Annotated in this window: 21 protein-coding genes; 13 read left to right on the forward strand and 8 right to left on the reverse strand. The window is 65.8% G+C overall.

The genetic code is table 11. The features are described 5' to 3' along the window. Nucleotides 1–57: 57 nt before the first annotated feature. The 4 genes from HWX55_RS07960 to HWX55_RS07975 all read right to left on the reverse strand — a co-directional run bounded on the left by HWX55_RS07960 (nt 58) and on the right by HWX55_RS07975 (nt 2,826). The gene (locus tag HWX55_RS07960; protein WP_175975202.1) at nt 58–522 is read right to left on the reverse strand and encodes an Lrp/AsnC family transcriptional regulator; all 465 of its coding nucleotides are present in this window, start codon (nt 520–522) and stop codon (nt 58–60) included. Nucleotides 523–658: 136 nt separating this feature from the next. Further along, the gene (locus tag HWX55_RS07965; protein ID WP_175975203.1) at nt 659–1,606 is read right to left on the reverse strand and encodes a DUF4880 domain-containing protein; all 948 of its coding nucleotides are present in this window, start codon (nt 1,604–1,606) and stop codon (nt 659–661) included. A gap of 104 nt (nt 1,607–1,710) precedes the next feature. Continuing rightward, nucleotides 1,711–1,872: a hypothetical protein gene (locus HWX55_RS07970; RefSeq protein ID WP_175975204.1), complete on the reverse strand. Its 162-nt coding sequence runs from the start codon at nt 1,870–1,872 to the stop codon at nt 1,711–1,713. A gap of 51 nt (nt 1,873–1,923) precedes the next feature. Next, nucleotides 1,924–2,826 (reverse strand): LysR family transcriptional regulator, encoded by a 903-nt coding sequence (locus tag HWX55_RS07975; RefSeq protein WP_175975205.1) that lies wholly within the window; start codon nt 2,824–2,826, stop codon nt 1,924–1,926. Between the two features lie 158 nt (nt 2,827–2,984). On the opposite strand from HWX55_RS07975, the gene HWX55_RS07980 reads away from it, so the two are divergent. Then, nucleotides 2,985–3,761, forward strand: a complete 777-nt coding sequence (locus HWX55_RS07980) for a glucose 1-dehydrogenase (protein WP_175975206.1) — start codon at nt 2,985–2,987, stop codon at nt 3,759–3,761. Between the two features lie 28 nt (nt 3,762–3,789). On the opposite strand, the gene HWX55_RS07985 is transcribed toward HWX55_RS07980, so the two are convergent. Further along, on the reverse strand, nt 3,790–4,992 hold the full coding sequence (locus HWX55_RS07985; protein WP_175975207.1) for a sugar transporter: 1,203 nt from the start codon (nt 4,990–4,992) through the stop codon (nt 3,790–3,792). Between the two features lie 212 nt (nt 4,993–5,204). On the opposite strand from HWX55_RS07985, the gene HWX55_RS07990 reads away from it, so the two are divergent. From HWX55_RS07990 to HWX55_RS08010, 5 genes are all read left to right on the forward strand, one after another. Then, on the forward strand, nt 5,205–5,879 hold the full coding sequence (locus HWX55_RS07990; protein ID WP_175975208.1) for an HAD family hydrolase: 675 nt from the start codon (nt 5,205–5,207) through the stop codon (nt 5,877–5,879). Between the two features lie 308 nt (nt 5,880–6,187). After that, a complete protein-coding gene (locus HWX55_RS07995) occupies nt 6,188–7,483 on the forward strand; it encodes a class I SAM-dependent methyltransferase (RefSeq protein ID WP_244140523.1) in 1,296 nt (431 codons plus the stop codon). A gap of 13 nt (nt 7,484–7,496) precedes the next feature. Next, nucleotides 7,497–8,591, forward strand: a complete 1,095-nt coding sequence (locus HWX55_RS08000; protein ID WP_175975209.1) for a methyltransferase type 12 — start codon at nt 7,497–7,499, stop codon at nt 8,589–8,591. 12 nt (nt 8,592–8,603) lie between these two features. After that, entirely contained in the window at nt 8,604–9,659 is a 1,056-nt protein-coding gene (locus HWX55_RS08005; protein WP_175975210.1) for a Rieske 2Fe-2S domain-containing protein, read from the forward strand. Continuing rightward, nucleotides 9,656–10,708, forward strand: a complete 1,053-nt coding sequence (locus HWX55_RS08010) for a Rieske (2Fe-2S) protein (protein WP_175975211.1) — start codon at nt 9,656–9,658, stop codon at nt 10,706–10,708. Before HWX55_RS08005 ends, HWX55_RS08010 begins: the two co-directional genes overlap by 4 nt. A 113-nt stretch (nt 10,709–10,821) precedes the next feature. Here HWX55_RS08010 and HWX55_RS08015 read toward each other — a convergent pair whose 3' ends face one another. After that, nucleotides 10,822–10,998 (reverse strand): hypothetical protein, encoded by a 177-nt coding sequence (locus HWX55_RS08015; protein WP_175975212.1) that lies wholly within the window; start codon nt 10,996–10,998, stop codon nt 10,822–10,824. A gap of 215 nt (nt 10,999–11,213) precedes the next feature. Here HWX55_RS08015 and HWX55_RS36320 point away from each other — a divergent pair, with 215 nt between their 5' ends. From HWX55_RS36320 to HWX55_RS08025, 3 genes are all read left to right on the forward strand, one after another. Then, nucleotides 11,214–11,339 (forward strand): hypothetical protein, encoded by a 126-nt coding sequence (locus HWX55_RS36320; protein WP_279612667.1) that lies wholly within the window; start codon nt 11,214–11,216, stop codon nt 11,337–11,339. A gap of 173 nt (nt 11,340–11,512) precedes the next feature. Next, nucleotides 11,513–12,796, forward strand: coding sequence for a DUF6402 family protein (locus tag HWX55_RS08020; RefSeq protein WP_175975213.1), 1,284 nt, complete (start codon nt 11,513–11,515; stop codon nt 12,794–12,796). Then, complete coding sequence (locus HWX55_RS08025; RefSeq protein ID WP_175975214.1) at nt 12,772–13,203, forward strand: hypothetical protein; 432 nt, start codon at nt 12,772–12,774, stop codon at nt 13,201–13,203. The genes HWX55_RS08020 and HWX55_RS08025 overlap by 25 nt, the downstream gene beginning before the upstream one ends. A 30-nt stretch (nt 13,204–13,233) precedes the next feature. Here the strand turns inward: HWX55_RS08025 and HWX55_RS08030 are convergent, their stop codons facing one another. Both HWX55_RS08030 and HWX55_RS08035 read right to left on the reverse strand, forming a co-directional pair. After that, nucleotides 13,234–13,941 (reverse strand): succinate dehydrogenase/fumarate reductase iron-sulfur subunit, encoded by a 708-nt coding sequence (locus HWX55_RS08030; protein WP_050013958.1) that lies wholly within the window; start codon nt 13,939–13,941, stop codon nt 13,234–13,236. A gap of 90 nt (nt 13,942–14,031) precedes the next feature. Next, nucleotides 14,032–14,274: a DUF6566 family protein gene (locus tag HWX55_RS08035; RefSeq protein ID WP_050013959.1), complete on the reverse strand. Its 243-nt coding sequence runs from the start codon at nt 14,272–14,274 to the stop codon at nt 14,032–14,034. Nucleotides 14,275–14,450: 176 nt separating this feature from the next. On the opposite strand from HWX55_RS08035, the gene HWX55_RS08040 reads away from it, so the two are divergent. Genes HWX55_RS08040 through HWX55_RS08055 form a run of 4 tightly spaced genes read left to right on the forward strand, consistent with a single transcriptional unit; the run spans nt 14,451 to nt 18,458 of the window. After that, nucleotides 14,451–15,146 (forward strand): MgtC/SapB family protein, encoded by a 696-nt coding sequence (locus HWX55_RS08040; RefSeq protein WP_175975215.1) that lies wholly within the window; start codon nt 14,451–14,453, stop codon nt 15,144–15,146. Beyond that, nucleotides 15,143–15,481 carry a hypothetical protein gene (locus tag HWX55_RS08045; protein WP_175975216.1) on the forward strand — a complete coding sequence of 113 codons (339 nt, stop codon included), beginning with the start codon at nt 15,143–15,145 and terminating at the stop codon, nt 15,479–15,481. Before HWX55_RS08040 ends, HWX55_RS08045 begins: the two co-directional genes overlap by 4 nt. Continuing rightward, nucleotides 15,478–17,676, forward strand: a complete 2,199-nt coding sequence (locus HWX55_RS08050; RefSeq protein ID WP_175975217.1) for a VTT domain-containing protein — start codon at nt 15,478–15,480, stop codon at nt 17,674–17,676. The genes HWX55_RS08045 and HWX55_RS08050 overlap by 4 nt, the downstream gene beginning before the upstream one ends. Further along, a complete protein-coding gene (locus HWX55_RS08055) occupies nt 17,667–18,458 on the forward strand; it encodes an endonuclease/exonuclease/phosphatase family protein (protein WP_175975218.1) in 792 nt (263 codons plus the stop codon). Before HWX55_RS08050 ends, HWX55_RS08055 begins: the two co-directional genes overlap by 10 nt. Nucleotides 18,459–18,468 lie beyond the last annotated feature (10 nt).

Raw genomic sequence — 18,468 nt, forward strand, 5'->3', positions numbered from 1 at the left:
CGCCGGTGAAATTCCGTCCTTCTCCGTCCCTATCGATAAACTGCTCGGCCCACGCGGTCACAGCATGTAATCGAGCGGTAATACGGTGGTCTGCTTAATGGTCTCCATCGAGAAGCTGGAACTGACGTCGAAGATGTCGACCGCGCCGATCAAACGCCTGTATACGCTGTCGTACGCGTCGATATGCGGCACCACCACCTTGAGCATGTAGTCGATGTGCCCGCTCATGCGATGGACTTCCACCACCTCGGGAATCGTCGCCACCACGTCACAGAAACGCCGCAACCATGCGGTGGTATGTTCCGCGGTCTTGATTTCCACCAGCACGGTCACGCCCACGTTGAGCTTCTTCGCATCCAGAAGCGCCACGCGACGCGCGATCACGCCGTCCTGCTCGAGCTTCTGAATGCGTCGCCAGCATGGCGTCGTCGAAAGGTTCACTCGGTCGGCAATCTCGGCCACCGAGAGCGTGCTGTCCTGCTGCAGCACGGACAATATGGCCTTGTCGATAGCGTCGAACACACTTCCTCCACTCGAGTGCACGGGTTGATGTCGAGCGATTCGATGCGCTCTTGACTACCTTGTGCAACGAGCGGCGAAAAGTGACACCGCAAATCGAAAAAATCTGGAGGGGGGACGGGAGGGGCTGCCCGCGGTTTCAGGCAGGTGTGGCGACGGCGAGCATCTTGCCGTACAGATTCAGGGAAAACCCGAGGCTTTCGGCCAGTTGCCGGAGGGCGGCCGGCGCGTCGTCGAGCGGGAAGACGCCGCTCACGCGGCGCGACAGCGCGGCCTCCGGAAAGCGAATATAGCCGCCGAAGTAACGGCCCAGCGTTTCGATCACGTCCGGCACCGCGCGGTCGAGCACGACCAGCGTGCCGCGTGTCCACGAGAAGATGTCGGCCGACGTTTCGGGCATGCGGGCGATCTGCCCGCCCGATAGGGACCACGCCGATCCATCGGGTACCCGCAAACGGCGCCCGTGAGGCACGGCGAGGACCGCGTCGCCGCCTTGCACGGCCACGACGGTATGCAGGCGCAGAACGTCCACGCTCACGCGCGCCCGCTCGGTGCGGACCATGCCGTCGCGGGTGGTCACGACGACAGGCTGATAGCCTTTGGGATTAGGATCGGTTGCAACCTGACCGGCGGCCAGATAGAGGTCGTCTTGTTCACGCGCATGGGTATATACCCGTGTGGCCGCGCCGGCCGTGACCGAGACGTTGCCGTCGAACTGGACCCTTTGCGGGACCACATCGCCATTGTGGTAGTCCGCGTCGAGCGAAAACGTCGAAACGAGCTGGCGCGTGCCGATCCCGGCGAGCACGATGCCGCCGAGCCCCGCGCCGGCTTTCAGCCATCGTCTGCGGTGACGCGACGGCTCGTCGAGCGCCTGCCGCACCGCCGCACTCGACGTGCCCTGCAACGGACCCAGTCTTCCCAGCCGCTGCTGCAGCCGCGCCCACGCTTCTTCGTGGGCCGGATCCGCGCGCCGCCATGCCAGGAAGGCGTCGCGCTCCGCCTGCGAAATCTCGCCGGAGCGCAGCCTCACTTCCCAGTCAATCGCCTCTTGCGCCACGGGATCGAGCGTGGAGTTACCGTTCATGAGCGTCAATCAATCGAGGGCGAACGGCCGTGCCGCACACGCGGCCCGTTGCCGAGCCTCTAATTCCGGAACACGGGTTTCGCGCGGAGCATAACATGCCGCATTCAGCGCGTCGCAACGAACGATGCGGCGAAATGCGCGCGGATCAGGTGCGTAATGTCGGGCCTCGCGTCGGTCATCGCGCCGACGATCGGCACCAGCGCCTTCAGGCAGACCACGAGGTCGCCGAATGACCGGCGTTCGTCCGGCACGATGTCGTCGGACACGAAAAGTTTCACGATGCGGCCGCGACGAACGTGTGCCGTGGTGCGGCCCCCCTACTCCCGCCACGTCGCCTCCGCCAGCTTCGCCACCAGTTCGTCGTACACCACCCGGATGCGACGCGGCATCGGCCCGCGCCGCGGTCGATAAACATGCAGCTTCCACGGCTCGGGCTCGAGGCTCGACAACACCCGCACGAGGCGCCCCTTTTTGACGTACGGCCGGACCAGATATTCCGAGCATTGGCCGAGCCCCATCCCCGCGCACACGGCGTCGATTTCCACCTCGGCGTCGTCGGTCAGGTAAGCCGGCGACGCCGGCACGAACTGGTGCTCGCCGCGAAACGTCCACGGCCATGGCCGGCCGCTTGCACGATCGATCAGGCACGTCACCGGCATCGCTTCGAGCGCCTTGCGGTTTTTCGGCTCGCCCAGCCGCCTGATCAGCGACGGCGCGCCCACCACCCACATCGGCAACGGCCCGACCATGCGTGCGACGAAGCGGTTGTCGCCGATCGCGCCGACGCGCACGCCGATGTCGATCTGCTCGTCGACCACCGGCGACGGCACGTCGGACAGCCGCAAATCGGGCACGAGCCCCGGATACCGCTGCATGAGACCGGCGAGGATCGGCTGCACGTAATGCCGCCCCATGCCCGACGGCGCGGTGATCCGGACGACGCCGACCGGCTCGTCGCGCTGGCCGGCGGCAGGCCCGAACAGCCCGTCGACGGCGGCCAGCGCGCCCTGCGCGTCGCGCGCGAACGACTGGCCGAACGCGGTGATCCGGATGCTGCGGGTCGTCCGGTGAAACAGCGTCTCGCCGAGCATCTCCTCCAGTTCGCGCACCGCGCGCGTGACGACCTGCGGCGACACGCCGAGCCGCGCGGCCGCCTCGCGAAACGTCGGCGCCGCGGCGGCCGCGGCAAAGATCTTCAGGAGGTCGAGCCGGTTGAGCATGGGAGGCCTCGATGACACGCGTAAAAAAACGATTTTAATTCCTCATCGAGGAATTCTGAATGCACCATTGTTCCATTTTCTTGTCGACGCCGAGCGACCACAATGCGCTTCAGACGTCGCTTCGACGTAACGGATCAACCCCCACGGAGAAACACATCATGAACGCAAGCACGCATTCCGCTCCGCTCGAAGGCCGCATCGCGCTAGTGACGGGCGCCAGTTCCGGCATCGGCCGCGCATCGGCGATCGAACTCGCGCGGCGCGGCGCGAAGGTCGTCGTCAGCGCACGACGCCAGGCCGAGCTCGACCGACTGGTCGACGAGATCGCGACTGCCGGCGGCGACGCCAAAGCCTTTGCCGCGGATGTCGCGAACGAAGACGATCTGCGCAAGCTGTTCGATTTCACGGTGTCGGCCCATGGACGCCTCGACATCGCGTTCAACAATGCAGGCACCGAAGGCGTATTCGCGCCGCTGCTCGAGCAGGACGCGGCAAGCTTCGACCGCGTGTTCGAGCCGAACGTGCGCGGGGTCTTCAACTCGATGAAATTCGCGGCCGACATCATGCTGCGCCAAGGCGCGGGCAGCATCATCAACAATGCGTCGATGGGCGGCGTGATCGGCTTCGAGAATGCGTCGGTGTATATCGCGAGCAAGCACGCGGTGATCGGGATGACGAAGACGGCTTCGATCGAATGGTTCAAACGCGGCGTACGCGTCAACGCGCTGTGCCCCGGGCTGATCGATACGCCGTTCCATCAGCGCGGCATCTGGCCGTCGGAGGACGCACGGCTGGCCTTTGCCGCGTCGACGCCGGCCGGCCGCTGGGCGTCGGCCGAAGAAATGGCGACGATCGTCGCATTCCTCGCGTCGGACGATTCCAGCTATGTGTCGGGGCACGCGCTCGTGGCCGACGGCGGCTATTCGGTCGCATGATGCATCGGGCGCGAGCCCGGCCGCGACATCAACGCGCGGCGGTCGCGACCGCCGCTTCCCGTTTCGCGTGCAGCCGCAACGCTGCCCACGCGACACCGCCCGCGAAGATCGCGACCACGCCGCCGAACGTGCCGATCCACGGCAGCCCGAAATCGCCCGCGATATGGTTGCCGAGCAGCGCGCCGGCGCCGATCCCGACGTTGTACAGCCCGGAGTAGATCGACACGGCGAGGTCGGTCGCCTCCGGCGCCAGTTTCAGCACCCACGCCTGCATCGCCAGCCCGAAACAGACGATCGCGCCGCCCCACACCAGCGTGTGAACCGACAGCGTGACAATGTTCAGCGCGCTCGGGAACAGGATCAGCAGGCAGCCCGACAGCGCGACGATCGACGCGAGCAGGAAATCGTCGGGCCGGTGCGGATAGACGCGATTGAAGCAGACCGCGGCCGGCAGGCCCGCGACGCCGAACAGGATCAGCACGTACGTGATCCGGCTGTTGCTCGCATGGTTGACGCTCTGCACGAACGGTTCGATATACGTGTACGACGTGAAGTGCGCGGACACGACGAGCACGGTGATCGCGTACAGCGCGACCAGCGCCGGCTTGCGCAGGAACACGCCGATGCTGCTCAGCGACCCGGCGCCCTGGCTCGGCAGCAACGGCAACGTGGCGCGCAGCAACAGCAGCGTGACGCCCGCCGCGCCCGCGATGATCAGGAACGTGACGCGCCAGCCGAACGCCTCGCCGATCACGCGGCCGAGCGGAATCCCGGCCACCATCGCGATCGCGGAGCCCATCGCGATCAGGCTGAGCGCACGGCTCTTGCGGTCGCTCGGCGCGAGCCGCACCGCGAGCGGGATCGAAATCGACCAGAACACCGCATGCGCGCATGCGATGCCGAGCCGGCCAATCATCAGCACCGTGAAATTCCATGCGAAGCCGGTCACGACATGGCTGCCGACGAACACCAGCAGCGCGACGCTCAATAGCTTGCGACGCTCGACGTGCCGCGTGACGAAGGTCAGCGGCAACGACACGACCGCGACGGCCCACGCATAGATCGTCAGCATCAGGCCGACCTGCGTCGGCTGCATCTGCAGGCTGTCGCCGATCGCGCTCAGCAGCGCAACGGGCACGAATTCGGTGGTATTGAAGATGAAGGCGGAAAGTGCCAGGGCCAGAACGCCCCACCACGATTGTTCGGAACTGACGGCGTCGGGGGTTGCCATACGGGGATTCGACGAAGGTTGGGCGCGCGCGGGCGGCCCGCCCGGCGCATCGGCGCGATTGTACCAGCGCCGTTCGACACGCTGCCGCCGGGGCGCGGCGCGGGCTGCGCGCCCGGCGCGGGACATGGCGGTGACACGGCCGTGCGCCGATAATGTGACGAATTGGGTTTTGCCGACGATTTGCCCGAATGCCATCGGGCCAGGAGATTCACATGCGCATTGAAACGTCATTTCTGTTCGATCTCGACGGCACGCTCGTCGACAGCGTCTATCAGCACGTCCTCGCGTGGAAGGAAGCGCTCGATGCCGAGGGCATCGAACTGTCGGTGTGGCGCATCCATCGCAAGATCGGGATGAGCGGCGGCCTGTTCCTGAACCAGCTGTTGCGCGAGACGGACGGCGACATCGACGCCGACCGTGTCGAGCGGCTCGCGCGGCTGCACGCGGCCGCGTACCAACGGCTGCGCGCGCAGGTCCGGCCGCTGCCGGGCGCGCGCGAGTTGCTGGCCGCGCTGTCGAACGCCGGCATTCGCTGGGCGATCGCGACCAGCGGGCGGATGGAAACCGCGGCGATCAATCTCGAGGCGCTCGGCGTCGATCCGGCGAAGAACGTCGTCGTCACGCGCGATCAGGTGAAGTATGCGAAGCCGGACCCGGACCTGTTCCTGACCGCCGCCGCGAAACTGAACGTCCCGATCGAGCATACGGTGGTGGTCGGCGACAGCATCTGGGACATGCTCGCCGCGAGCCGCTGCCGCGCGCTGGGTGTCGGGCTGCTGTCGGGCGGGTATGGCAGCGACGAGCTGGAGCGCGCGGGCGCGCTGCGCGTGTATGACGATCCGGCGGATCTGCTGTGGCACCTCGACGAGGTGGCCGCGCGGCCGTAGGCGCCGGTCCACCGCGCCCGGTCCGCTCCTTAGGGAGCGGGCATTTCCGTCGAGCTTGACGTCATGCGGCCGCCCGGCCTCGTCCGGCCGGGCGGCCACGCGCGCGGTCGTTCGCAGCGCGGCTGCCCTTTTCGTTTCATCGAATCGAAACAATTCCCTCCGCCATTGACAATCGCGATTTAAATATTTTTAATCGATGCCTGTTTTCCCGTGCTTTTAAAACAAACGGGAAGATTCTTGAAAAATCGAATCGCCTCTCATATAACAAATACACTTTGCTTCCAGTTCACGATCGCAATATCGGAATCGTGAAAGTGCAAGTGACATACGGAGCCGAACCGGCCAGCCGGCGCAACCCCGCGTCGCCAGACGTCCCGCGCACGATATGGGGTCTGCATCGCGATATTGCGTCACGGCGCTCTTTCCGCCATTTATTCGGGGCGCCTATAAATGCGCACGGATCTTTCGCCTTCATAACGCTTCGACAGAAGCATTACCTCGATTTATTCGGTAGCACGATCGCACGTATCGGCGGGCGCGGAGCATTTTCGCGCCGGCATTTCGTGAAGCCGTGCGCTGCTGCTCGATCGGCGGGCATGGTTTTGTCCGGTTTGACGGAAATGGACGACGCGAGGATTTCGATGAATCAGATCAGCGAACAGGCAATCACCGAAATACGCGCGCCGTACCTGGAGCCCGCCCTGCCTATCCGCGTGCTGCATGGCGAGACGGTGAGCGACTACGAGCAGAAAGTGCAGGCGACCTACGCCGGCAGTCCGGACGACTGGCGCAAGGCGATCGGCGAGTACCTGTTGTTCCAGTTCGGCGTCTACGACGATCCGCGCTCCACGCCGCCGATCTCGCTCGATGAATCGGGCATTCGCTACTTCGAACGCCAGCTTCGCCTCGCCGGCTTCGACGACCCCGTTCCCGCACGCGTCGAGCGCATCCTCGACATCGGCTGCGGCTGGGGCTACATCCTCAAGTATCTGGCCGGCCGCTTCCCCGGATGCATGTGCCTCGACGGTGTCAACGTCAGTCGCGAGCAACTCGAGTACTGCGCACGCTTTCATGCGCAGCATGGGCTCGCTGGACGCATCAACCTGTATCAGTGCAACGCCCAGGACGTCGATCGACTGCCCGATCCCGCGACACCGTACGATCTGGTGATCATTCGCGGCGTGATCTCGCATTTCCCGAACGCGCTGTACGAAAAGGCGATGCGCGCGCTGCATGCGCGTGTGCGCAGTGGCGGCTCGGTGGTCATCTCGGACAATCTGTACAACGTCGACCTGAGCGAATACCAGTCCGACACGCCGGACGAGATCGACCGGATCGCGTGCAAGCACCGGAAGACGCCCGACTATTTCAGGCAGGTCTTGATCGACGCCGGGTTCGCGATCCGCGACATGCGCGTGCTGCCGTCGAACATCGACGTTGCGCGCTGGCTGATGGACGCCAAGGCCAACATCGACCGCCATTTCCCGCACCGCGCGCCGGACACGCTGGAAGAATTGCGCGTGCTCGCCGAAAACTGGTCCGTCGCGCTGATCAAGAACAAGGTGTCGACCTACAGCATCGTCGCGGTCAAACCGGACGCGTAACCCGGAGATCCGCATGCAAGCTTTCGGAACGCCACACGCCGACAGCGCCCCGCCGAGCGCGACGCAAACGCTGGTGCTGCCGCTGCCGCGGCTCTCGCTGCCCGTTGCCCGGCACCCGCGGCACGCAGCGATCGAGCAGCAGCTCGCGATCGACGACTATCCGACCATCCTGCGGCACTATCGCAGCGACGCGGCGGCACGCCGTTTTCTCGCGCAGCGTATTCCCGCGTATGGCAGCCTGTGCTACCCGAATGCGCGGCCCGATCGCGTGTACACGATCCATCGGATGATGAACGTCACGACGCTGATGGACGACGCGTTCACGCATCTGGCGCGCACCGGCGACCAGGCGGGGCTCGACGCGTTGCGCGATCATTTTCTGGCGGCCGTCGACGGCACGCCGCCGCCGGCCGATGTGCCCGCCGCGCGACTGCTGCACGACACGCTGCGCTTGATGCGCACCCGGTGCGACGCGCGCCCGGCCTTCTGGCAGCGCTTCGTCGAATGCGTCCGCACGCAGATCCGCACGCAGGCCGATCCGACAGCGACCGACGCATCGCGCCTGTCGCTCGACGACTATCTGGCGTTTCGCCGTGTCGAGGGCTTCGGTCACTGGATCACGCTGCTCACCGAATACGCCCTCGACGTCGACATGGAGCAGCGCCTCGCGCAACACGCGGCGCTGGCCGACGCACGGGACAGGACGATCGATTCGGTGATCCTCGTCAACGACCTGTTTTCGTTTCGCAAGGAACGCTCCGCGCACGAGCGATTCAACGCCGTCTGGATCCTGATGCGCGTCGAGCAGTTGAACGTGCAGGCGGCGCTCGACCGGCTGGCGGCACTCTGCACGTCGAACGAGCGCCGCCTGATCGACGCGCGCGAAGCGGTCGCGACCGGCGCGCTGGCGGACGACCCCGACGCGCAGGCCTACGTGACGGAGCTGGGCTACATGAGTGCGGGCAACGCGGAGTTTCACGCGTTCAGCACCCGCTACCACGGCGACGATCTCGGCGGCGGCCGCTTCGCCGGCGGCGAAGTCGCGATGACGGCGCTGCCGACGCTCGAGGAAATCGCGGCGGCGGACCGGCATGCTTCGCCCCGGTGACTGGAGACGCGCATGCACGCATCGATCCCTATTGTGCCCGAACCCGCGGCCGCTTCCCGACATCGCTATCCGGACGGCTGGTTCGCGCTGGCCTACAGCCGCGACATCAAACGCGGCGCGCTCGTCGTCACGCGCTTCATGGGCGAGGACGTCGTGCTCTATCGAACGGCATCCGGCCTGATTCGCGCGGTCGCGCCGCATTGCCCGCACCTCGGCGCGCATCTCGGGCATGGCGGCGTCGTGCGCGGCGAGGAGATCGTGTGCCCGTTCCATCACCTCGCGTTCGCGCCGGACGGCACCTGCGTGCGCGCCGGGCGCGACGGCAAGCCGCCCGCCGCCACGCTGCTGCAGCGCCACGTGCGCGAATGGAACGGCATCGTGCTCGCATGGCAGGACCGGGCGGGCGCGCCGCCGTCGTGGTCGCTGCCCGAACTCGACCTCGACGGCTATTCGCGACCGCGCGGCCAGTGCCACACGCTGAACGGCAGCCTGCAGAATCCAGCCGAGAACGGCGTCGACGTCAACCATTTCAGCCCGGTGCACGGCTGGTCGAATCCGGTGCTCGAGCCGCCGCAAGCCGATGGCCACCGCATGACGATGCGCTCGACGCTCGTGCTGCTTGGCCAACGGCTGCTGCTGGATATCACGATGCACGGCCTGGGCTGCATGGCCGCGCGCATGGAACTGCCGGACCTCCGGCTGCATGCGCGGGTCGTGCTGTTCCCGACACAGATCGAACCCGATCGCTGGACCTGCCGCGAATTCGTGGCGCTGCGCGTCGAACGCGCGTCGGCGTGGCCGTCGCCGCTGCGCCGGGCCGTGCACGAGATACTGGCGAGCGCCGCGTACCGGTTGTGGTTCGTGCCGCAATTCAAGCGCGACCTGCGCATCTGGGATCACCGCGACTACGACGCGCGCCCGACGTTGATGGCGGGCGAGATGCCGATCATGACGTTCCGGCGCTGGGCCGCCCAGTTCTACCCGGCTTCCGGCGGCGACGCGCCTGACGGACAACGCGACGCCGTGCCGGCGGCTGTCGCGCACGCCGATCGGGCGTTCGCGCGATGAACGCCGTGCCAATGCAGGAGCGCGCGATGCATGCAGCCGGCCCCGTCGACGAAGCCGCACCGTTGCCCTATCCGGACGGATGGTTCGCGCTGTGTTTCAGCCGCGAGTTGAAACCCGGCGCGGTGCTCACGACGCCTTTCATGGGACGCGATGTCGTGCTGTACCGGACGGCATCCGGCGTCGCGTGCGCGGTCGACGCTTATTGCCCGCACCAGGGCGCGCATCTCGGCCACGGCGGCGTGGTCGACGGCGAGCAGATCGTCTGTCCATTCCATCACTACGCGTATGGTCCCGACGGCCGGCGCACCACCGCCGGCTGCACGAAGGGCGGGCAAGCGCTGACGCTTCGCACCCGGCACGTGCGCGAATGGAACGGCTTCGTGTTCGTGTGGCAGAACGCCGATGGCCTGGTGCCGACGTGGGAACTGCCCGAAGTGGACATGACCGGGTTCTCGGCGCCGGTTGGCCAGGCTTTCACGCTGCGCGGCGTGATGCAGAACCTGCCGGAGAACGGCTACGATCTCGAGCATTTCGGCGCGCTGCATCGCTGGAAGGACATGAAGCCGCATGCGCCCGTGATCGACGGCCCGCGCATTTCGATGCAGGTGGACATGGCATGGAAGAACGTCAAATGGAGCACGCTGATCGGCGTTCATGGCCTCGGTTGCGTGTCGTCCGACCATGAAATGAAGGCGATCGGCCTCGAAGCGAAGATCTTCGCCTGCGGCGTACAGATCGCGCCGCTACGCTGGACCTTCCGGGACGGTATTTCGTTCCGCTTTTCGTGGCTGTCGCGGTGGCCGGCTCCGTTGCAGCGAATCGTCTACGCCGCGCTCGGCCGGTTGCTGCATCGACTGTGGCTGGTGCCAGTGTTCAAGGAAGACATCATGGTGTGGAGCAATCGCGACTACACGGGCTACGGGACACCGGGCGCGGGCGATGGGCCGTACCCGGTGTTTCAGCGATGGGCGCGGCAGTTCTATCCGGGCGAGGGTCGCGCAGCGGCGCAACGGCGTGCCGCGCATGGGGACGCGTTCGTCGAGAAGTAGCGGGAACGGGGGCGACAACGACGAACTGGAACGCGCCGGCGCGCCGCTCGGCAGCATCTGGCATTTCGCGCACCTCCAGATAGCTCGGGCGTCAGGAATGACCCGCCATATCCTCACAAATTGGCATCGACCGTTGCCGTCACAGCGATCGGCAACGGCAGATTGCTATCCAGCCCATCCCCATGAGCTAAATCGACATCGGGCTTTGCGGCCGCAAAGAGCGTGACGCGTACAACGCCGGAATCGACGCTCGCTGCGACCAACGCCTGTACGTTTTCCTGTGTTCTCAAGTTGCCAGCGAATAACGCTCGCGCGCGAATATCTGTGGGCGAGCGATTTTGTGGAATGCGATTACCTTAATTATCAATTATCGAACAAATGGGACTATTTAATTCGCCGGTCGATTATAAGAGCATTTCCCCAGACATCTGTAGCCACACTTCCGCACTTCTGCATCCCGGTACACTAGACCGAGTTCGATGAACGAATAGGAGTAGCCAACACGATGGCAGGAGCTACCTGCACCTATCCGCAAGTTAACGCGGAACTCAAAAAGCTGTGGCTGAAGGCGGAAACGCTGAAGCAGCAGGGATGTGCGGCCGTCGTCGTGGCCGGTGTCGACGTCGTATAGAGCGGGACACGCTGATTGGCTCGGGGGCCTCTGACGGCCGCCTTGTTCGTATCTTTACGACCATCGAATACGCAAGCTGATGTGACAGTTGTTTTCATTGTTGCCGTTCTATTTTTTGGGGGTATTGATTAATTCGGCACCCACCCATTCCAAAATTTACTATCGAAATCCCTATGCCGGACGTCAAAAAAGTTCCGTATTATAAAATCAAAACATCATCGATCCCATTCTCAATGCCGAAGTGGAAGGAATACGCTGGCGTCAACGGGTGTGTTCCCTTGAATACACCGCACGGGGTTTGCATGGACAGGCTTGCTCCGGGCGAACCCAAGCCCTTCAAGCCTCCGGAGCCCAAGCCAGCAAAGCCTGAGACGATGAAAGCACCTGCGCCGGCAAAGCCTCCTCCACCCAAGCAAGCGCCACCCCGCAAGTCGTCCGAGCCAGCCGACGCGGAAGATTGCGAGAATCCCCCTCCCTTTGACCTGCTGGATGTTCCTGAGGCGATGGAAAGAATGAAATGGCCTGTTGCAGCCAAGCTCGCCAGACGATGGTTCAGTGGCCCCAAGCACGTTTGGGACAACAGCTTCAAAACGGACCAGCCGTTTGACAATACCGTCGTCACCCTTGATTGGGCCCTCAAGTTCGGGAAGGTCAAAGAGCGATACGACGAGCTTATCTCGAAAAACATTTACAACGAAAACGCCAGGGCAAAGTTGAGAGAGCTGCTACGGCACGTGGTAAAAGAAAAGTTCGCCTCTTCGGTATCCATCGATTTTCAGACGGTCGGCGACAAAAGCAATCCCGTCGAGTTTTGCAGAAAGTGGCAATTTCAACTCGTTAATGTGTCCAGCTTTGACACGACGGGCGGTCTCCCGTATGCGCCGACAGATTTGACCGCTGCTCTGGCGAACTTCAACATCTATGCCGCCATCGGGCGTGCGGAATTTTCTGGAGACAGATATTACAAATACGACAATCATGAAAAAACCAAAACCTACTGCACCGACTTGACTGCATCCATAACACATATCTATGCATACATAAAGGACAGCTACTCTTTCAATGACGGGAAGCCGCCATCGAGTAGTCAGTATTTGGGACACTGGAACAGAAACGGCATGGTTATCACGAACGGAGGAAGAATCAGGGAGCTACTATATCGAAGCGGTGTCAATTCGAACCTTGGAGACTCCCTCGATATTGATTCAAGGATTAAATGGAAGCATCTGATTGACGATTTTCTGGATAAACCCATCGATACTCGCAAGGGTCTGGTCAAGAAGTTCAGGGCTTGTGACGTGCACTACCCTGTTTTCAATAAAACCTACAACGATTGGAGAATCAAGCATAATCGTGGCGAGGATTTCGTGATATATTCCCAATTCCGATACCTCAAGTTGACAAATCCCATTAAATTGATCCTGGGCGAAATATGCAGGTCACCAGAAAAAATTTAATCGCGCTCGTGCTCGTTTTGGCACTGGCAATTCCATCTCTTATGCTGCGGAAATCATATGGGGGTTGCGAAAACCATACTCAGGCGCTTAACGGGGGAACGAAAGAGTTCGGCGGCGAGAAATACAAAATCGAGCTGTGTGGTGCACGTCGCTCCTTTGGCGACGGCGACGAAATTCGGCTCCAAGTGATAGGGCCGGCGGGCGATGTGCTGGCGGAGCGGTATTTTGCGGTGCGCACGATCAACGATGCAGCTCCTCGCGAACTGGAGTACGGCGACGATACTATTTTCTACTACGACCAATCGAAGTCGTCTCCCTTGCGCTTCATCGCCATGCCGCCCTCCAGGATCGACAGGTGGACCGCGCGCATACCTTTGCTGCAACGACTGATCGCGTTATTTTCTTGATTTCGAAAGCACGCATTCAGACATCGCGCATCACACCGTCCGCCTGACCAGCATCGTCCGAATCTCCGAAATCGCCTTCGTCGGATTCAGCCCCTTCGGGCACACGTCCGTGCAGTTCATGATCGTCCGGCAGCGGAACAGCCGGTACGGATCCTCCAGATCGTCGAGTCGCTCCGCCGTCGCGAGATCGCGCGAATCCGCGATAAACCGGTACGCCTGCAACAAGCCAGCCGGCCCGACGAACTTGTCCGGGTTCCACCAGTAGCTCGGGCACGACGTCGAACAGCACGCGCACAGGATGCATTCGTACAGCCCGTCGAGCTGGTCGCGCTCTTCCGGCGATTGCAGCCGCTCGCGCGCGGGCGGCGTCGTGTCGTTGATCAGGTATGGCCGGATCGAGTGGTACTGGTTGAAGAAGTCCGTCATGTCGACGATCAGGTCGCGCACCACCGGCAGCCCCGGCAACGGCCGCAGCACGATCTCGCGCGGCAGTGTCTGCATGTTGGTCAGGCACGCGAGGCCGTTCTTGCCGTTGATGTTCATCGCGTCGGACCCGCAGATCCCCTCGCGGCAGGAACGGCGATACGCGAGCGTCTCGTCGTCGCGCTTCACGCGGCCGAGCACGTCGAGCAGCATGCGGTCGTCCGGATTCACGTCGATCTCGTAGCGCTGCAGGTACGGCTGCGCGTCGCGATCGGGGTCGTAGCGGTAGATATGCAGGGTGCGCGGATCGCTCATCGGTTCCTCCCGGCGCGGGCCGGCATGAATTAGTGGGGTACTTCCTGTGAGGCGCTGTCGCGGCCTGCGGCGCCGCAAGCGCCATGCCGATCAGTCGTCGTCCACGCGCTTGTCGACCAGATAGCGGCCGCGCTCGAGCCCCGCGCGCAGCGCCTCCACCTCGGTCAGCCATTCGGGGGCGACGGCCTCCGGTACCATCAGCTCGATGCGCGCGCCGTTGACGTACACCTGTACCTCGTCGCGCCATGCGCCGCGCTCGTTGGGTCGCGCCCATACCAGGATTTCGTGGCCGCGATACGGGTCCCGAACCTGTGCGTCCTGTTGATGTGCCACGGTGGCCTCCTGTCTTATCTGCGATGGCGATGAAAAAAATGCGCGCCGCATGGTCGCCGTGCGCGCCGCCGGCCTCGTGCGCACGCGCCGTGCCCGGCCGGCACGCTGCTTGCGTCCCTTTTCCGCATCGAACCGCTAACGGGCCCGCTTCGCGAAGGGCCGGAAGGGATGCAATCATGATCGGCCACCTCGAATTGCTGGGACGCCTGCTGCTGGCCGCGCTGCTCGGCAGCGTGATCGGGCTCGAACGCGAGCGCCTGAACTGGGCCGCCGGGCTGCGCACGCACATGCTCGTGTGCGTGGGCTCCGCGCTCGTGATGCTGGTATCGACGTTCGGCTTCGAGGACGTGCGCGGGCAAAACGGCGTCGTGGTCGATCCGTCGCGGGTCGCCGCGCAGGTCGTATCCGGCATCGGCTTTCTCGGCGCGGGCTCGATCCTGCTGCGCGGCGAAGTGGTGCGCGGGCTGACGACGGCCGCGAGCCTGTGGGCGGTAGCCGGCGTCGGGCTCGCCGCGGGCGGCGGCATGGTGGTTGCGTCGGTCGGCGCGACGGCGATCGTGCTCGCGATCCTCGCGGGCGTGAAGCCGCTCGAGCGCCGCTTCATCGCGCAGCGCCAGCAGCGCACGCTGCTGCTCGTGGCGGAACGCGGCGGCCTGACGCTCAGCACGCTGCACGAGGCGCTCGGCCCCGGCCGCGTACGCGTGAAGCGGTTCATCGTCCAGCAGTCGGACGACGATCCGGACACCGACGACATCTCCGTCTCGTTCTCGCGCACGAGCGGGCCGGAATTCGCGGCGATCTGCGAAACGCTGCAAAACATCGCGTGCGTACGAACCTGTCAACCCGACACCTCGTCAAGGAGTTTCGTGTGACCCAGACCGACCTGCTCTCCTATCTCGTGACGAGCCAGCTCGCTGCCCGCATGCGCAGCGGCGCGTGGCTCACGACCAGCCAGCTGGTCGGCGCGTTGCGCGCGTGGCTCGCGTGCCGACACGCCGACTGCGAGTGGCTCGACCGGATCAGGATCGCGCACGCGTCGGCGACGATCGCGCAGGAGATCTACGACATCGCGATCACGCACGGCGACCCGCAGAGCGGCGAACGCGTGCGGCTCGACGCGCATTCGCCGGAACTGCAGGCGCTGCGCGCGCGCTGCGACGCGCTGTTGCAGCGGATCGACGGCGACCGGGACGTCGGCGCACGATGATCGTGGCGGACCGCGTGACCCGCGCCGACGAGCGGCGCGTCGACCCCGCGCCGGCGGACGGCCCTTCGCGGCACGGCCTGCTCGAACGCGGGCGCAACTGCGACACGATCCGCCACGCGGACCGCTTCGCGATGCTGGTCGACGGCGACGCGTACTTCTCGACGCTGCGCGCCGCGCTGCTGCGTGCGCGCCATACGGTGTTCATCGTCGGCTGGGATGTGGACAGCCGGATGCGGCTCGCGCCTGGCGGCGCCGACGACACGCTGCCCGACACGCTCGCGGCCTTCCTGCACGCGCTCGCATCCGCGCGCCACAATCTGCGCATCTACGTGCTCGCGTGGGATTTCGCGATGATCTACGCGCTGGAGCGCGACTGGCCGCCCGTGTATCGGGCCGGCTGGCGCGCGCATCGCGGGATTCGGTTCCGGCTCGACGATGCGCATCCGCGCGGTGCGTCGCATCACCAGAAGCTCGTCGTGATCGACGACCGGCTCGCATTCGTCGGCGGCCTCGACCTGACGCGCGCCCGCTGGGACACACCCGCGCATGCGGCCGACGACCCGCGCCGCCGGGACGAGCACGGCATGCCGTACGGGCCATTCCACGACGTGCACGCGATGTTCGACGGCGACGCGGCGGCCGCGATCGGCGAACAGGCGCGCGCCCGCTGGCTGCAGGCGTGCGGGCGCCCGATCGCGATCCGCGCGCAGCGGCATCTCGACCGGCCGGACGACCCCGATCCGTGGCCGCCCGACGCGCGCGTCGACGTACGCGACGTGCGGCTCGGCATCGCGTATACGGCGCCGCGTCACGGCGGCCGCGAGCCGGTTACCCAGGTGCGCGCGCTCGTCGAGGACACGATCCGCGCCGCGCAGCGGCACCTGTATGTCGAGAACCAGTACTTCACCGCGGCGGTGGTGCGCGAAGCGTTGTCCGCGCGCCTCGCCGACGCGCACGGGCCGGACGTGACGGTCGTCGCGCCGCGCGTGCAGAGCGGCTGGCTGCAGGAAGCGACGATGGGGGTGCTGCGCGCACGGCTGCACGCGACGCTCGCGTCCGCCGATCGCTTCGACCGCTACCGGCTGCTGTATCCGCACGTCGACGGGCTCGGCGACGGGTGCGTGAACGTGCACAGCAAGGTCGCGATCGTCGACGACGAATGCATCGTGATCGGCAGCGCGAACCTGAACAACCGCTCGATGGTGCTCGACACCGAATGCTGCATCGCGCTGGTCGCGGCCGGCGATGCGCGCATTCGCGCGGCGATCGCCGGCATGCGCGAGCGGCTGCTGGCCGAGCACCTCGGTACGACGCCCGCGGCGGTGGCCGACGCGTTCGCGGGCGGAGAACGGCCGAACATCGTGCTCGACCGGCTGCGCGCGAAGCCGGGCCGCACGCTGCGCACGCTCGACCCGGCCGTGTCGCCGCAGTTCGAGGCGCTCGTGCCGGTCAGCGCGCGGCTCGATCCCGAGCAGCCGATCGAGCCGGACCGGTTCGTCCGCGAATTCGTGCCGCACGAGCAGCATCGCACGCTCACCGCGCGCTTTTTCGTGCTGGGCGCAGTGGTGCTCGCGATCGCCGCGCTCGCGCTCGCGTGGCGCTTCACGCCGCTGGGCGCGCACCTGAACGTCGCGTCGCTGTCGCACGCGGTAGCCGGCATCGCGCGGCTGCCGGGCGCGCCGGTGCTGCTGCTCGCGGCCTACGTGATCGCCGCGACCTTCGCGGTGCCGATCACGCTGCTGATCGCCGCGACGGGGCTCGTGTTCGGCGCGTGGCCGGGCTTCGCGTATGCGGGCGTCGGCTCGATGGCGGCCGCCGCCGCGACCTACGCGCTCGGCCGCTGGCTCGGGCGCGACGCGGTGCGCCGGCTCGCCGGCGCGCGCGCGAACCGGCTGAGCGAGCACATCGGCCGGCGCGGCGTGGTCGCGATGGCCGTGCTGCGGCTGCTGCCGATCGCGCCGTTCACCGTCGTGAATCTCGTCGCCGGCGCGTCGCACATCGGGCTGCGCGACTACCTGATCGGCACCGCGCTCGGGATGCTGCCCGGCATCGTGCTGACCGTCACGTTCGCGCATCAGCTGACCGCGGCGCTCAGCCATCCGGGGCCCGGCGCGTTCGCATGGCTCGCGGCGATCGGCCTCGCGCTGGTCGGCGTGTCGATCCTGCTCGTGAGGGTGCTGCGACGATGGCGCTGAGCCAAGACCCGGCCGCGCCGCCGCACGTCGTCACCGCCGACGCGGCGCCCGCCGCCGCGCCGGGCGGGCGCGACCTGCGGATCGCGACCTACAACATTCACGGCGGCCACGGCGCGTGGCCGGCGCGCGCGGTCGACCGGATCGCGGCCGTGATCGACGAACTCGACGCGGACGTGATCGCGCTGCAGGAAGTGCCGCTCGGCGGCACGCGTGTGCCGGACGTGCTCGCGCACCTGCGCGACGTGACCGGCATGCACGCGGTGGCCGGCCCGACGATCGATACGCCGGAGCGCCGCTACGGCAACGCGGTGCTGTCGCGCTGCCCGATCCGCGCGGCGCGCACGCTCGACCTGTCGTTCCACCCGCGCGAGCCGCGCGGCGCGCTCGACGCCGACATCGATTGCAGCGCGGGCCCGATCCGCGTGGTCGCGACGCATCTCGGACTGTCGGCCAGCGAACGCAGCGCGCAGGTGCAGCGGCTGCTCGCGGCGTTCGACACGGGCGCGATGCCGGTGATCCTGCTCGGCGACATCAATGAATGGTTCGTGCGCGGGCGCGCGCTGCAGGCGCTCGTCACGCGGTTCCGGCGGGCGCCGGCGCCGCGCACCTTCCCGACCGTGTGCCCGGTGTTCGCGCTGGACCGGATCTGGATTCATCCGGGCGAACTGCTGGTCGACGTGGTCGTGCATCGCAGCGCGCGGGCGCGGCATGCGTCCGACCACTATCCGCTGGTGGCCCGGATGCGGGCGACGCCCGCGACGGGCACGGCGCTTGCGCGATGAGCTTTTTTCG

Source organism: Burkholderia sp. BCC1047, from assembly GCF_902833155.1.
Taxonomy (GTDB): domain Bacteria; phylum Pseudomonadota; class Gammaproteobacteria; order Burkholderiales; family Burkholderiaceae; genus Burkholderia; species Burkholderia sola.

Excerpts from the sequence above, each read along its gene's own strand:
- HWX55_RS36320 (WP_279612667.1), top strand. The coding sequence starts at position 11,214 with ATGGCAGGAGCTACCTGCACCTATCCGCAAGTTAACGCGGAACTCAAA.
- HWX55_RS08050 (WP_175975217.1), top strand. The coding sequence starts at position 15,478 with ATGATCGTGGCGGACCGCGTGACCCGCGCCGACGAGCGGCGCGTCGAC.
- HWX55_RS07975 (WP_175975205.1), bottom strand. The coding sequence starts at position 2,826 with ATGCTCAACCGGCTCGACCTCCTGAAGATCTTTGCCGCGGCCGCCGCG.
- HWX55_RS08030 (WP_050013958.1), bottom strand. The coding sequence starts at position 13,941 with ATGAGCGATCCGCGCACCCTGCATATCTACCGCTACGACCCCGATCGC.
- HWX55_RS08010 (WP_175975211.1), top strand. The coding sequence starts at position 9,656 with ATGAACGCCGTGCCAATGCAGGAGCGCGCGATGCATGCAGCCGGCCCC.
- HWX55_RS08000 (WP_175975209.1), top strand. The coding sequence starts at position 7,497 with ATGCAAGCTTTCGGAACGCCACACGCCGACAGCGCCCCGCCGAGCGCG.
- HWX55_RS07985 (WP_175975207.1), bottom strand. The coding sequence starts at position 4,992 with ATGGCAACCCCCGACGCCGTCAGTTCCGAACAATCGTGGTGGGGCGTT.
- HWX55_RS08040 (WP_175975215.1), top strand. The coding sequence starts at position 14,451 with ATGATCGGCCACCTCGAATTGCTGGGACGCCTGCTGCTGGCCGCGCTG.
- HWX55_RS08025 (WP_175975214.1), top strand. The coding sequence starts at position 12,772 with ATGCAGGTCACCAGAAAAAATTTAATCGCGCTCGTGCTCGTTTTGGCA.
- HWX55_RS08020 (WP_175975213.1), top strand. The coding sequence starts at position 11,513 with ATGCCGGACGTCAAAAAAGTTCCGTATTATAAAATCAAAACATCATCG.
- HWX55_RS08005 (WP_175975210.1), top strand. The coding sequence starts at position 8,604 with ATGCACGCATCGATCCCTATTGTGCCCGAACCCGCGGCCGCTTCCCGA.
- HWX55_RS07980 (WP_175975206.1), top strand. The coding sequence starts at position 2,985 with ATGAACGCAAGCACGCATTCCGCTCCGCTCGAAGGCCGCATCGCGCTA.
- HWX55_RS07965 (WP_175975203.1), bottom strand. The coding sequence starts at position 1,606 with ATGAACGGTAACTCCACGCTCGATCCCGTGGCGCAAGAGGCGATTGAC.
- HWX55_RS08055 (WP_175975218.1), top strand. The coding sequence starts at position 17,667 with ATGGCGCTGAGCCAAGACCCGGCCGCGCCGCCGCACGTCGTCACCGCC.
- HWX55_RS07990 (WP_175975208.1), top strand. The coding sequence starts at position 5,205 with ATGCGCATTGAAACGTCATTTCTGTTCGATCTCGACGGCACGCTCGTC.